The sequence below is a fragment of the Ideonella benzenivorans genome (genome assembly GCF_020387415.1).
Taxonomy (GTDB): domain Bacteria; phylum Pseudomonadota; class Gammaproteobacteria; order Burkholderiales; family Burkholderiaceae_C; genus Ideonella; species Ideonella benzenivorans.
The window spans coordinates 21681-35350 of the sequence record NZ_JAGWCB010000020.1; the positions used below are offsets into that span (position 1 = coordinate 21681).

The 13670-nt window shown below is 70.2% G+C and carries 9 protein-coding genes; 4 read left to right on the forward strand and 5 right to left on the reverse strand.

The window, feature by feature from the left end; genetic code table 11:
- Window positions 1-18: 18 nt before the first annotated feature.
- The 4 genes from KGA65_RS18845 to KGA65_RS18860 form a co-directional block, all read right to left on the reverse strand.
- Window positions 19-222 (reverse strand): cysteine-rich CWC family protein, encoded by a 204-nt coding sequence (locus KGA65_RS18845; protein WP_225864671.1) that lies wholly within the window; start codon window positions 220-222, stop codon window positions 19-21.
- A gap of 55 nt (window positions 223-277) precedes the next feature.
- Window positions 278-2083, reverse strand: a complete 1806-nt coding sequence (locus KGA65_RS18850) for a methyl-accepting chemotaxis protein (protein ID WP_225864672.1) — start codon at window positions 2081-2083, stop codon at window positions 278-280.
- Between the two features lie 125 nt (window positions 2084-2208).
- Complete coding sequence (cphA, locus tag KGA65_RS18855) at window positions 2209-4779, reverse strand: cyanophycin synthetase (RefSeq protein WP_225864673.1); 2571 nt, start codon at window positions 4777-4779, stop codon at window positions 2209-2211.
- 30 nt (window positions 4780-4809) lie between these two features.
- Complete coding sequence (locus KGA65_RS18860; protein WP_225864674.1) at window positions 4810-7008, reverse strand: cyanophycin synthetase; 2199 nt, start codon at window positions 7006-7008, stop codon at window positions 4810-4812.
- Between the two features lie 217 nt (window positions 7009-7225).
- Between KGA65_RS18860 and KGA65_RS18865 the strand changes: the two genes are divergently transcribed.
- From KGA65_RS18865 to KGA65_RS18880, 4 genes are all read left to right on the forward strand, one after another.
- Window positions 7226-9532 (forward strand): cyanophycin metabolism-associated ABC transporter, encoded by a 2307-nt coding sequence (locus tag KGA65_RS18865; protein WP_375142655.1) that lies wholly within the window; start codon window positions 7226-7228, stop codon window positions 9530-9532.
- Window positions 9533-9549: 17 nt separating this feature from the next.
- Window positions 9550-10017, forward strand: a complete 468-nt coding sequence (locus KGA65_RS18870) for a cyanophycin metabolism-associated DUF1854 family protein (RefSeq protein ID WP_225864675.1) — start codon at window positions 9550-9552, stop codon at window positions 10015-10017.
- 257 nt (window positions 10018-10274) lie between these two features.
- A complete protein-coding gene (locus KGA65_RS18875; protein ID WP_225864676.1) occupies window positions 10275-12020 on the forward strand; it encodes a methyl-accepting chemotaxis protein in 1746 nt (581 codons plus the stop codon).
- Between the two features lie 61 nt (window positions 12021-12081).
- On the forward strand, window positions 12082-12984 hold the full coding sequence (locus tag KGA65_RS18880) for an ion transporter (RefSeq protein WP_225864677.1): 903 nt from the start codon (window positions 12082-12084) through the stop codon (window positions 12982-12984).
- Here KGA65_RS18880 and KGA65_RS18885 read toward each other — a convergent pair.
- Window positions 12902-13645 (reverse strand): ProQ/FINO family protein, encoded by a 744-nt coding sequence (locus KGA65_RS18885; protein WP_225864678.1) that lies wholly within the window; start codon window positions 13643-13645, stop codon window positions 12902-12904. The two genes, KGA65_RS18880 and KGA65_RS18885, sit on opposite strands and share 83 nt — an antisense overlap.
- Window positions 13646-13670 lie beyond the last annotated feature (25 nt).

Consider the following 13670-nt stretch of genomic DNA (forward strand, 5'->3'; position numbering starts at 1 on the left):
CTCCGGATCCCGGTCCCTTCAGGCGGCGGGTGGCTCCAGCGGGGCCCCCGCCGCCAGTGCTTTCAGGCAGGCCAGGCACAGGCAGCTGGGGTAGCGCTCGCGCAGGGCCGTCAGCAGCGCGGGGCTGAGCGTCAGCGAACCGCAGGCGCAGGGTTCGCTGTCCTGGCGGCCGCAATGGAAAGCGCCGCCACACCGCGGGCAGCGGTCGGTGGCGGCGGACACGGTGTCACACAGAGGGGCCATGGACCCAGTGTGGCACAGCGGATGGGAGCGAGGCTCAGTGGCCGATGCGGAAGGTGCCCACCGCCTCGGCCAGGCGGGCGGCCTGCGCCTTCAGGCTGTCGGCCGCCGCAGCGCCCTGTTCCACCAGGGCCGCGTTCTGCTGCGTGACCTGGTCCAGCTGGCTGACGGCCTGATTCACCTGGCCAATGCCATCACGCTGCTCGGCCGAGGCCGAGGCGATCTCGCCGATCAGATCGGAGACGCGGCGCACGCTGCCGACGATCTCCTCCATCACCGCGCCGGTGCGGCCCACCTGCTCGGCGCCGTCGGTGACCTGGCGGGTCGAGGTCTCGATCAGGCCCTTGATCTCCTTGGCGGCTTCGGCACTGCGCTGGGCCAGCTGGCGCACCTCGCCGGCCACCACCGCGAAGCCGCGGCCCTGCTCGCCGGCCCGGGCCGCCTCGACGGCCGCGTTCAGCGCCAGGATGTTGGTCTGGAAGGCAATGCCGTCGATCACGCCGATGATCTCGGCCATGCGGCGCGAGCTGCCGGAGATCTCGTTCATGCTGGCCACCACCTGGGTCACCACCTCGCCGCCCCGTTGGGCCGCCTCGGCAGCCGAGATGGCGAGCTGGTTGGCCTGGGTCGCGGTGTCGGCGGAATGGCCGACCTGCGAGGTCATTTCCTCCATCGAGCTGGCGGTCTGCTGCAGGCTGGAGGCCATGCTCTCGGTGCGCGAGGACAGGTCCTGGTTGCCGGTGGCGATCTCGTGGCTGGCCACCCGCACCGATTCGCTGGCGCCGCGGATGTCGCGCAGCGTGTGCTGCAGCTTGTCGACGAAGCGGTTGAAGCTGCCGGCGATGTCGGCCAGCTCGTCGTGGCCATCGGCCGGGATGCGCCGGGTCAGGTCGCCTTCGCCGGAGGCCACGTCGCGCATCGCGTCGCGCAGCTGGGTCAGCCGGCGCAGCCGGGCCGCGACCAGGCCGCCGACGACGCCCACGGCCAGAGCCGCCAGGGCCAGGCTGCCGAGCAGGGACTGCCAGGCCATCGCGGTCACGCCGGCCAGGGCCTCGTCGCGGTCCAGGGCCACCACCAGGGTCCAGTCCGTACCGTCGATGGGCTGGGCGCCCAGCAGCATGTCGCGCTGGCCGATGCGCACTTCGCTCAAGCGGTCCGGCGAGGCCAGCGTGGCGGCATCCCCCAGGGCCGGGGCCAACTGGGCGGCCGGCTGCAGCACCTTGCTCACGTCCTCGTGGACCATGACCTTGCCGTCCTTGGCCACGATGAAGCCGAAGCTGTGCGGCGTGGGGCGGATGGCGGCCACGTTGCGCGAGACGCCGTCCATGAACACGTCGCCGGCGGCCACGGCCTGCACCGCACCGCCGTCACGCAGGGCCTGGGCAAAGGTGATCACCAGCTTCTTGGTGCTGGCGTCCACATAGGGCGCGGTGATGACCACGCCCTGACCGGCGGCGGCGCTGGTGTACCAGGGGCGGCTGGTCGGGTCATAGCCGGCGGGCAGCTCCTGCGGCTTGGAGAAGACGATGCGCTTGTCCGCAAAGCCGAAGTAGGTGGTGTCGAAGCCACCGGCCTGGTCGGCCTGGCGCAGACGTGGCACCGGATCGGCTTCGCTCACCGCGGGGGCGATGGACGCGACCACGGCGCGCCGCTGGGCCATCCATTCGGCGATCGCGCTGGCGTGGGCACGACCCAGCGCCAGGGTCTGGCCGGTCAGGCTCTGCAGGGCCGCGCGGTGTGCGGTCCACTGGTTGAGGCCAGCCAGCAACAACAGGCTGACCAGCACGAGCGCGCCACAGGCGGCGATCAACCGCAGGCGCAGGGAGTGAAATCGGGACGGCATGGGGCCTCGCCTCTCAGGGATAACCCTGAGCAGTATTCCGCGAGAGCCCGACGGGCGAAGGTCTGAAAAAGCACCCGATCCACCTCCATCTGAGGTGGATCAAGGCGCTGTGGGTTGATTTCGGCTCAGTGCAGCGGCGGTTCGCTCACCCGTTTCTGCAGATGGGCCAGGGCTTCCTCGACCTGGTCCACCAGCACCAGGCACAGGTCGCCCGGTTGCAGCCGGCCCAGGGCGGCGTCGATCGCGACGAACTCCCCGTGGATCTCCTCCACATGCGTGGTGCGCGGGGCACCTTTCAAGCCCTGCTGGAGCAGGGCCAGCACCTCGCCGTCGGCGCGGCCGCGCTGGCAGGCGTCCTGGTAGAGGATCACATCGTCGAAGGCCTTGCCCAGGATCTGGGTCTGCTCGCGGATGTCCTCGTCGCGCCGGTCACCGGCACCGGAGATCACCACCGAGCGGCGGTTGCCTGGCATGGCCTCCACCGCCTGCACCAGGGCGCGCATCGCGTCCGGGTTGTGGCCGTAGTCGGCGATGATGGTGGCGCCGTGGTAGTCCATCACGTTGAAGCGGCCCGGGGCGTTGTCGGCGTCGTTGACGAAGCTGGCCAGGCCGGCCCGGATGGCGTCCCAGCTCAGGCCCGCGCCCCAGGCTGCACCGATGGCGGCCATGGCGTTCTCGACCTGGAAGCTGATCGCGCCGCCACGGGTCAGCGGAATGTCCTTCAGCGGCACGGTCTCGCGCCAATTGCCCTCGGCGGCGACGATGCAGCCATCGTCGACGAACACGCTGCGCTGGCCCTGGGCCCGGTGGGTGGCCAGCACCGGGTGGTGCCGGTTGGCCGCGAAGTAGATGACACCGCCCGGGCAGGTCGGCGCCATCACCACGCAGTGCGGGTCGGTGGCGTTCAGCACTGCGTAGCCCTGCGGGGCCACGTTCTGCACGATGACCCGCTTGAGCACCGTCAGGTCCTCGACCGTGGTGATGTAGTTCAGGCCCAGGTGGTCGCCTGCGCCGATGTTGGTCACCACCGCCACCTGGCATCGGTCGAAGCCCAGCCCTTCGCGCAGGATGCCACCGCGGGCGGTTTCCAGCACGGCAGCCTCGACGTCCGGGTGCATCAGCACGTTGCGGGCGCTCTTCGGGCCGGAGCAATCGCCCGAGTCGGTCTGGCGGCCGTCCACATGCACGCCGTCGGTGTTGGTCATGCCCACCTTCAGGCCGCTGGCAGCGAACAGGTGGGCGATCAGGCGGGCGGTGGTGGTCTTGCCGTTGGTGCCGGTCACGGCCACCACCGGCACGCGGCCGTCCTCGCCGGCCGGGAACAGGTGGTCCACGATGGCCTCGCCCACCAGCCGGCCCTTGCCGAAGGAGGGCGAGAGGTGCATGCGCAGGCCGGGGGCCGCATTGACCTCGACGATGCCGCCGCGCTGTTCTTCCAGGGGCCGGCCCACGCTTTCGCAGACCACGTCCACACCACAGATGTCCAGGCCGATCATCTGGGCGGCGGCCACTGCGCGGGCGGCCACGTCGGGGTGGACCTCGTCGGTCACATCGGTGGCGGTGCCGCCGGTCGACAGGTTGGCGTTGTTGCGCAGCACGACGCGGCGGCCCTTCTCGGGCACCGATTCGGGGGTCAGACCTTGCAGCTCGAGCCGGGCCACCGCGATCTCGTCGAAGCGGATCTTGGTCAGCGAGGTGGCGTGGCCGGTGCCGCGGCGCGGGTCGGCGTTGACCTGGTCGACCAGCTGGCGCACCGTCTGCACGCCATCGCCGATCACATGGGGCGGATCCCGCCGGGCGGCGGCCACCAGCTTGTTGCCCACCACCAGCAGGCGGAAGTCGCTGCCGGGCAGGAACTTCTCGACCATCACATGGCCGATCTCGTCGGCGGCCTTGTAGGCGATCTCCAGGTGCTCGCGCGAGGCCACGTTGACCGTCACACCTTTGCCCTGGTTGCCGTCCTGGGGCTTGAGCACCACCGGCAGGCCGATCTCCTGGGCCACTTCCCAGGCCTCATCGACGCTGTCCACCGGCCGACCGGTGGGCACCGGCACGCCAGCGGCGCTCAGCAAGGTCTTGCACAGATCCTTGTCCTGGGCGATGGACTCGCTCACCGCACTGGTGGAGTCGACCTCGGCCGCCCAGATGCGGTGGGCCTTGGCGCCCCAGCCCAGCTGCACCAGCGAGCCGCTGGTCAGGCGCCGGAACGGAATGCCCCGGGCTACCGCGGCGTGCACGATGCAGCCGGTGGAGGGGCCCAGGCGCAGGTCTTCGTCGAGCTCGCGCAGGGCGTCGATGGTGCCGGCCACGTCGAAGCTGCCGCCCGCCAGCGCGGCCTGGATCAGGGCCTCGGCGGCGGCCAGGGCCTTGCGGCCGACCGCTTCTTCGCTGTACTGCACGACCACCTGGAAGGTGCCGTGCTCCACCGTTTCGGTGGTGCGCGAGAAGGTCACCGGGCAGCCGGCCTGGGTCTGCAGGGCCAGCGTGGCCAGCTCCAGCACATGGGCCAGCGAGGCCTGGTCGGGCTGGCGGCGCAAGGGGCCGAGGCCGGGGAAAAGGGCGCGCAGGCGGTCTTCGAAGCCGGGCAGCGTGGTCAGGGCATGTTCGGCCTCGCTGCAGGTGACGATGGCTTCGATGGCGGTGTGGCGGCTCCAGAGGTTGGGACCGCGCAGGGCTCGGATGCGGGAGATGTCCATTGTTCGGTGCGTCGTCGGATGGCGAGGGACTCAGGCGAGCGGCAGTTCGAAGGTCTCGATGCCGGCGGCGATCAGCTCGGGCGAGATGCCGAAGGCCCAGGCGGTGGCGACCACGGCCAGCAGGGACTGCAGGCGTGCTTCGCCGGCCATTTGGCCGCGGCGGCGCAGGATCTGGCCCAGATCGACCGCCCCCTGTTCGGCATGGCCGCTGCGCAGGCTCACGCGCTGGCCGTCCATCACGGCGGCGCGGCCGCCCTGGGCCAGGTGGTCGGCCACAGGGCCGGGCAGGCCATCGGCCCCGGCGGTGGCGTAGAACAGCACCTCGCCATCGCACAGACCGGCCATTTCGGCGATGCGGGCGTCGTTGCCGTTGAGCACGCCCACGCCATCGGCCAGCACCACGTCGATCTGGGTGCGCAGCACCCGGTAGAGCTGGTCGGGCTCGGTGATGTCGTGGCGGGCCAGCGCCTCGGCGCCGCCGAAGTCGGTCACCAGGCCGACGTGGCAGCGGTCATAGGGCAGGCCGTGGTCCAGGATCAGCGAGGCCGGGTTTTCGAACACGGCGGCCTGGGCTTCACGGTTCATCAGCAGGCGGTGGCAGGCATCCCAATATTGCTTGCCGGCCTTTTCGGTGCGGCGGTGGCCCAGGAACAGGCCATCGGCGCAGGCCAGGGCGGTGGGGCGGCCGCCCAGGTGCACCAGCCGCGCCACCAGGCGGGCGATGAAGGTGCTGTCCTCGGTGCCGGCCACGCCGACGATGGGAATGCGGCCCGGGTGCGGCTCGTCCTCGTCGGTCGGGAACAGGTGCTCGACGATCTGCTGGCCCACCGGGCGGGGCGTGCCCTCGGCCGGCTTCAGGTGCATCAGCAGGCCCGGGCCGGCGTTGACTTCGACGATGGCGCCGCCCTGTTCGGCCAGCGGCTTGCCGATGTCTTCGCAGACCAGGTCGATGCCGGCGATGTCCAGGCCGACGGCGCGGGCGGCCAGGCTGACCACATGGGCCACCTCGGGGTGAACGTCGTCGGTGCAGTCGATCGCCACGTTGCCGTTGCGCTGCACCAGCACCCGCTTGCCGGCCGGCGGCACGTCGTTCGGGGCGAAGCCCTGGCGCTGCAGATCCAGGCGGATCACCTCGTCTTCCGCCACGTTCAGGCGGTTGAGCGGGTGGCCCTCGGTGGTGCCGCGGCGGGGGTCGGAGTTGATCTGGTTGTCGATCAGCTGCACGACCGTGCTCTTGCCGTCGCCGGTGATCCAGGCGCTCTCGCCGCGGGCGGCGGCGACCATCTCACCGCCGACCACCAGCACCCGGTGCTCATCGCCCGGGATGCAGCTCTCGACGATCACCTCGCTGCCGTGGGTCTCGGCCAGCGTGTAGGCGGCCTCGATGTCGGCCTGCTGGCGCAGGTCCAGGGCCACGCCGCGGCCGTGGTTGCCGTCGCTGGGCTTGACGACCACCGGCAGTCCGAGGTCTTGGGCGGCTTCCCAGGCCTCCTCGGCGCTGTGGACGATCTGGCCCTCGGGCACCGGCACGCCGCAGGCCTTCAGCAGCAGCTTGGTCAGGTCCTTGTCGCAGGCGATGTTCTCGGCGATCGCGCTGGTCAGGTCGGTCTCGGCGGTCCAGATGCGGCGCTGGCGGGCGCCGTAGCCCAGCTGCACCAGGTTGCCGTCGTTCAGGCGGATGTGCGGGATGCCGCGTTCGGTGGCGGCCGAGACGATGCAGGCGGTGGACGGGCCCAGGTAGCAGTCGTCGATCGCGTCGCGCACCGCGTGCACGGCCGCGGCCACGTCAAAGGGCTCGTCGTTGATCGCGGCCGTCAGCAGGGCATGGCCCTGGGCCAGCGCGGTGCGGCCGACCTGTTCGTCACGGGCCCGGAACACCATGCGGTAGACACCGCGCTGGGAGACCGAGCGCGTCTGGCCGAAGCCGGTGGGCATGCCCGCCAGGTTCAGCAGCTCGATCACGCAGTGCTCCAGGATGTGGCCGGCCCAGGTGCCTTCGCGCAGGCGCTCGATGAAGCCGCCGCGCTCGCCGACACCACAGTGGTGCTCCTCCAGCGCGGGCAGCAGCTTGAGCAGCCGGTCGGTGAAGCCGGGCAGCTTGTTGGAGGGATAGTCCTCCAGTTCACCGAGGTCCAGCCAGACCTCCATGGCCGGACGGTAGGTCCAGATGTTCGGGCCACGCAAATAGGTGATGCGCAGCAGCTCAATGGCCTTTTTCTTGTCGCTCATGGGCGGGAGGGCGGGGTGGAGGGGAAAAACAGGCGGTATCTGACCGCAGCATGACACATTGTGCGCCGGGTGGGGCCGCTCGAAGCGGTGCGGCGAGGACAGGACGCCACAAGGGCTTGGGTGGCGTGGTGGAATCGCCGAAAATCGCTGTGCGCCTACCGGAACGGCGCAGGACCCGCCGGGTCGCTGCCGGCTCCGGGCGGTGCCTCCACCCACCATGCATCACTCCCATCCAGAACATCGCGCCGGGGAATCGACCTCGGCCCTGCCCATGCTGGGTGCTGGTGAAAACGTGCTGGCCAGCCTGACGGTTGACCTCACGGACGACCAGCACTTCGGCCAGGGCGAACTGCGGCTGACCGAGCGCCGCCTGCTGGCCCGGGCCCACGGCCAGACCGAGTGGGTGGCCTACCCGCTGCAGGCCGACTGGCTGCTGCGCCACCACGACCATGCCGGCGTGGGCACGCTGGAGTTGCTGTCCACCACCCAGCGGGTGGCCCAGTGGCATTTCACGCTGGCGGTGAACGTGCAGGCGATCCGCTTCGCCCGCCGCTTTGCCCAGGTGATCGAGGCCCTGGCCACGGGCCGGATGGCCGAGGGCGAGGACCCGACCCGCTGCCCGTCCTGCCACGCGCCGCTGCCGCCTGACAGCGACGAGTGCCCGATCTGCACCCGCGAGCTGAACACGCCGCCCTCGACCTGGGTGCTGCTGCGGCTGTGGCGCTTCGCCAAGCCCTACCAGGGGCGGCTGCTGGCCGGCTTCCTGCTGATGCTGGCCTCCACCGCGGCCACACTGGTGCCGCCCTACCTGACCATCCCGCTGATGGACGAAGTGCTGATCCCGTTCCAGAACGGCCAGCAGATCGACCCGCACTATGTGCTGCTGCTGCTGTCGGGCCTGCTGGGCGCGGCCTTGCTGGCCTGGAGCCTGGGCTGGGCCCGCACCTACCTGCTGGCGCTGGTGTCCGAGCGCATCGCCGCCGACCTGCGCACCACCGCCTTCGAGCACCTGCTGGGCCTGTCGCTGGACTACTTCGGCGCCAAGCGCACCGGCGACCTGATGGCCCGCATCGGCTCGGAGACCGACCGCATCTCGGTCTTCCTGTCGCTGCATGCGCTGGACTTCATCACCGACGTGCTGATGATCGGCATGACCTCGGTGATCCTGTTCTCGATCAACCCCTGGCTGGCCCTGGTCACCCTGGTGCCGCTGCCCTTCATCGCCTGGATGATCCACACCGTGCGCGACCGGCTGCGCACCGGTTTCGAGAAGATCGACCGGGTCTGGGGGGAGGTCACCAATGTGCTGGCCGACACCATCCCCGGTATCCGGGTGGTCAAGGCCTTTGCGCAGGAGAAGCGCGAGGCCACCCGCTTCAAGGAGGCCAACCAGGCCAACCTGGTCGTCAACGACAAGCTCAACAAGACCTGGAGCCTGTTCACGCCCACCGTCTCGCTGCTGACCGACATCGGCCTGCTGGTGGTCTGGGCCTTCGGCATCTGGCAGGTCAGCCAGGGCCAGATCACCGTCGGTGTGCTGTCGGCCTTCCTGGCCTACATCGGGCGCTTCTACAGCCGGCTGGACTCGATGAGCCGCATCGTCAGCGTGACCCAGAAGGCCGCGGCCGGCGCCAAGCGCATCTTCGACATCCTGGACCATGTCTCCAACGTGCCCGAACCGGCCCAGCCGGTCTCGGCCGAGGGCCTGCAGGGCGGGGTGACGATGGACGCGATCGGCTTCCGCTATGGCACGCGCTCGGTGCTGCGCGGGCTGGACCTGGCCATCCGGCCGGGCGAGATGATCGGCTTGGTGGGCCACAGCGGCTCGGGCAAGAGCACGCTGGTCAACCTGATCTGCCGCTTCTACGACGTGACCGAGGGCGCGATCAAGGTCGACGGCACCGACATCCGGCGCTTTGCCGTGTCCGACTACCGGCGCCACATCGGCCTGGTGCTGCAGGAGCCCTTCCTGTTCTTCGGCACCGTGGCCGAGAACATCGCCTACGGCAAGCCCGGCGCGACGCGCGAGGAGATCGTCGCCGCCGCGCGCGCTGCGCATGCGCACGACTTCATCCTGCGCCTGCCACAGGGCTACGACTCGGTGGTGGGGGAGCGCGGCCAGGGCCTGTCGGGCGGTGAGCGCCAGCGCATCTCGATCGCCCGCGCGCTGCTGATCGACCCCAAGATCCTGATCCTGGACGAGGCCACCTCGGCGGTGGACACCGAGACCGAGAAGGAAATCCAGAAGGCGCTGGACAACCTGGTGCAGGGCCGCACGACGATCGCCATTGCGCACCGCCTGTCCACGCTGCGCAAGGCCGACCGGCTGGTGGTGATGGACCGTGGCGAGATCGTCGAGGTCGGGCCGCACGACGAGCTGATGGCCCGGCAGGGACATTACTGGCGCCTGTACGAGGCCCAGGCCCGCAAGGCCGAGGCCGACGAGGACGAATCCGACTACGACGCGGCGCTGCTGGCCAGCCACCTGCCGCAGCCTCCGGCCCACGACGCGGCCACGGCCTGAAGAAGGAGCAGCGTCCGATGATCGACTTTCAACTGCATCGCAATCCCCTGGGCCAGCTGGTGTTCACCGGGGCCGATGGCGTGGCCCGCGCGGGCATCACCCCGGTGCGGGCCTTTCCGCTGTCTGCGCCGGACGAGGGCGTCTCGCTGGTCAGCACCGAGGGCCAGGAGCTGGCCTGGCTGCCCCGGCTGTCCGAGGTGCCACAGCCGCAGCGCGGCCTGCTGGAGGAAGAACTGGCCGGCCGTGACTTCATGCCGGTGATCCAGCGCCTGCGCAGCGTCTCCACCTTCTCCACCCCCAGCACCTGGGAGGTCGACACCGACCGCGGGCCGGCCACGCTGGTGCTCAAGGTCGAGGAGGACATCCGCCGCCTGCCGCAGCGCGGCCGGTTGCTGATCACCAGCGGCCACGGCATCGTCTTCCTGGTGCCGGATCTGACGGTGCTGGATCGCGCTTCCAAGCGTCTGTTGGAGCGCTTCCTTTAACGTCACGGTGTTTTCACCGTCGGGTTGACCTGAACCCGGGGGCAGGACCGCCTGCTTTTCTTGACCTGGGATCAGCGGATTGAAAAGTGCAGGGTTTCCCAACCTTTCTTTTCGACTTGTCCTGCCGATCTCCCACAACACACTGCCAGCACGTTCCCAGCGGCGGGAACCGGAAGTAGATGGGTTGTGCACCGGGCGTGCCCACGTCTCTCCGTCGCCGCTGTATTTCATTCAGACGGGCAGACAAGGAAGCACGCATGTTCGGATCCCTGACCTTCAAACGCAAGATCTTCGCGCTCGGTGGCGCCGCCATGGCCGCCCTCGTGGTGATGGCCGTTCTGGCCCTGGTGATGGTGGCGCGCTACATCGAAAGCGGTCGCCGGGCCCAACTGGTCGAGGTGGTCCGTTCCGCCTACACCATTGTCGAGGGCTACCACAGCAAGGCGGCGGCCGGGCAGATGAGCGAGGCCGATGCCCAGAAGGCGGCCGCCGACGCCTTGCGTTCGCTGCGCTATGGCGACTCGGGCAAGGACTATGTCTACATCTGGACGATGGATGGCCGCACGGTCATGCACCCGTTCAAGCCGGAATGGACCGGCCAGTCGATGATGGGCAAGATCCCTGACGGCATGGGGGGCGACCTGATCCAGCGGATGACCCAGGCGGTGGGCGCCAGCAAGGATGGCACCGCGTTCGTGGATGCGAAGTTCCCCCGCCCGGGCCAGACGGAGGCCGTGGACAAGCTGCAGTACATGCAGAAGGTCGAGGGCTGGAACTGGTTCGTGGGCTCCGGCCTGTACATGGATGACGTGGCCGCGATGGTCCGTGCCGCGGCGCTGCAGACCGGTCTACTGGTCCTGGTGCTGCTGGCGGTGCTGAGCGCGGTGGCCTACGGCGTCGGGCGCAGCGTGCTGCGGCAGATCGGCGGTGACCCGGCCGAGGCGCAGCGTGCGATGGACGAGGTGGCCCGTGGCAACCTGGCCGTCTCCCTGCCGCCGGCCGAGACGGGCAGCCTGATGGGCGCTCTGCACCAGATGGTCGGCTCGCTGCGCGAGACGGTGACCCAGGTGCTGCAGTCGGTGGAGAGCATCTCGGTGGCGGCGCGCGAGATCGCCACCGGCAATGCCGACCTGAGCGCCCGCACCGAGCAGACGGCGTCCAACCTGCAGGAAACGGCCAGCTCCATGGAGCAACTGACCAGCACCGTGCGCCAGAGCGCCGATGCCGCCCGCACCGCCAACCAGCTGGCCTCGTCGGCCGCGGGCGTGGCCGAAGAAGGGGGCCGGGTGGTGTCGAATGTGGTGCACACGATGAACGACATCAACCAGGCCAGCCAGAAGATCGCCGACATCATCGGCGTGATCGACGGTATTGCCTTCCAGACCAACATCCTGGCGCTGAACGCGGCCGTCGAGGCGGCCCGGGCCGGTGAGCAAGGCCGCGGCTTCGCGGTGGTGGCCGGTGAGGTGCGCTCGCTGGCCCAGCGCAGCGCCGAGGCGGCCAAGGAGATCAAGACCCTGATTGGCGCCAGCGTTGAACAGGTCGAGACCGGCGCGCGCCTGGTCAGCCAGGCGGGCGACACCATGTCGCAGATCGTCTCCTCGGTGGGACGGGTGACCGACGTGGTGGGCGAGATCACCGCCGCGGCGGCAGAACAGAGCCAGGGCATCGGCGAGGTCAACCAGGCCGTCACCAACCTCGACCAGATGACGCAGCAGAACGCCGCACTGGTGGAGGAATCGGCGGCCGCGGCGGAAAGCCTGCGCGAGCAGGCGCACCGCCTGTCCGAGGTGGTCAGCCGCTTCCGCCTGGGGCATGAAGTGGCCACCCGTGCGACGCCGATGGCGGCGCCGGCACCCCGTGCGGCGAGCGTGTCGCGCCCGGCGCTGAAGCCGGTGTCGTCGGCCCGCCCGGCGGCCAGGCCGGTGACCGTGACCAAGCCGGCGGCCGCGCCAGCGACGGCCGTGGCGGCCGAGGGCGGCGACGACTGGACCACGTTCTGAGCCCACGGGCCCCACACGGGGCTGGGATATGCTGGCTGCGGCATCGTGCCGATCTGCAGCCATGACCTCTACCGCCCCGGCCCCCGCTTCCCCCACGCCGTCCCGCACCGATGAACTGTTGACCCCGCTGGGGCGTCCTCAGGCGGGCTGGCGGCTGCGGCTCTACACCATCATCTTCGAGGCCGACACCCGGGCGGGGCGCCTGTTCGATCTGGGGCTGATCGGGCTGATCCTGCTGAGCATCGGCGTCGTGATGGCCGACAGCATGGCCAGCCTGCGATCCGAGCATGGGGTCCTGCTGTCGGTGCTGGAATGGACGCTGACGGGGCTGTTCAGCGCCGAGTACCTGGCCCGCCTGCTGTGCGTGCGCCATCCCTGGCGCTACGCGCGCAGCTTCTATGGCGTGATCGATCTGCTGGCTGTGCTGCCCACCTATCTGGCGGTGCTGGTGCCCGGCCTGCACGCGCTGATCGACGTGCGCGTGCTGCGCCTGCTGCGCATCTTCCGGATCCTGAAGCTCGGCGCCTACGTGGCCGAGTACGGCGCGCTGGGCACGGCGCTGTGGGCCACCCGGCGCAAGATCCTGATCTTCCTGACCTTCGTGCTGATGATGGTGGTGGTGCTGGGCACGCTGATGTATGTGGTCGAGGGGCCGGCCAACGGCTTCACCAGCATCCCGGTGTCGGTCTACTGGGCCATCACCACCGTGACCACGGTGGGCTTCGGCGACATCACGCCCAAGACCGACCTGGGCCGGCTGATCTCATCGGCCATGATGCTGCTGGGCTGGGGCACGCTGGCGGTGCCCACGGGCATCGTCAGCGCCGAGTTCGCTGCGCGCCGCGGCCAGGAGCCGACCACGCGCCACTGCCCCGAATGCCTCAGCGAGGGCCACCTGCCTTCGGCCCGTTACTGCCGCGATTGCGGGGCCCGCCTGCCCCCCTGGCAGCGCGATCCGGCCTGAACGGCCGCTCGAGCCGGCCTTCCCGCGGGCCGCGGGGGTCGTGGCGCGGGTCGCGCGGTGGGGCTTCGGCCGCTTCCTGCCGGGCCTGGGCCAGCGTGGTCTGCAGCGCCTCGGCCGACAGGCCCTTCAGCGCGCAGAAGTTCGCCTCGGTCAGCGTGGTCTTCTCGAAATCGCGCAGCAGGTGCGCGCGCTCGCGGCGGGCCTGGTCTTCCTCGGCCCGGCGGGCCTGGGTGATGGCGCGGCGGCGGGCCAGTTCCTCGACAGCGGCCTGGCGGTGCTCGTCGCTGACCGGATCGGTGGGCTGGCCGTCCAGGTCCAGACGGTGGCTGGCCTTGCTCAACGCCACCAGATAGCTGGTCGCCCCGGTGTGCCGGCGCAGGAAGGCCGACAGCGCGGCCTTGGGGAAGACGCCGGGCGCCCGGGCCTGGATGTCGGCCTGCACGCGCAGCTTGATGGGCTTGGGCGCGCCGCCGAACAGGGCCGGGAAGCGTTGCTTGAGCTGTTCGGCGCATTCGGCCGCGCTCATCGCCGGGGCCGCGCCTTGCGGGCTGCTGGGCGGTGCGCTCTCCGGCGCGCTCTGCGGAGCGCTCTGGGGGGCCGCGGTGTCGACCGCGGACGGGGTCGACGGATCTGCCGCGGGCGGCGTGGGCATCGAGGTCATGGACATCCGGAAAAACTGACGGAAG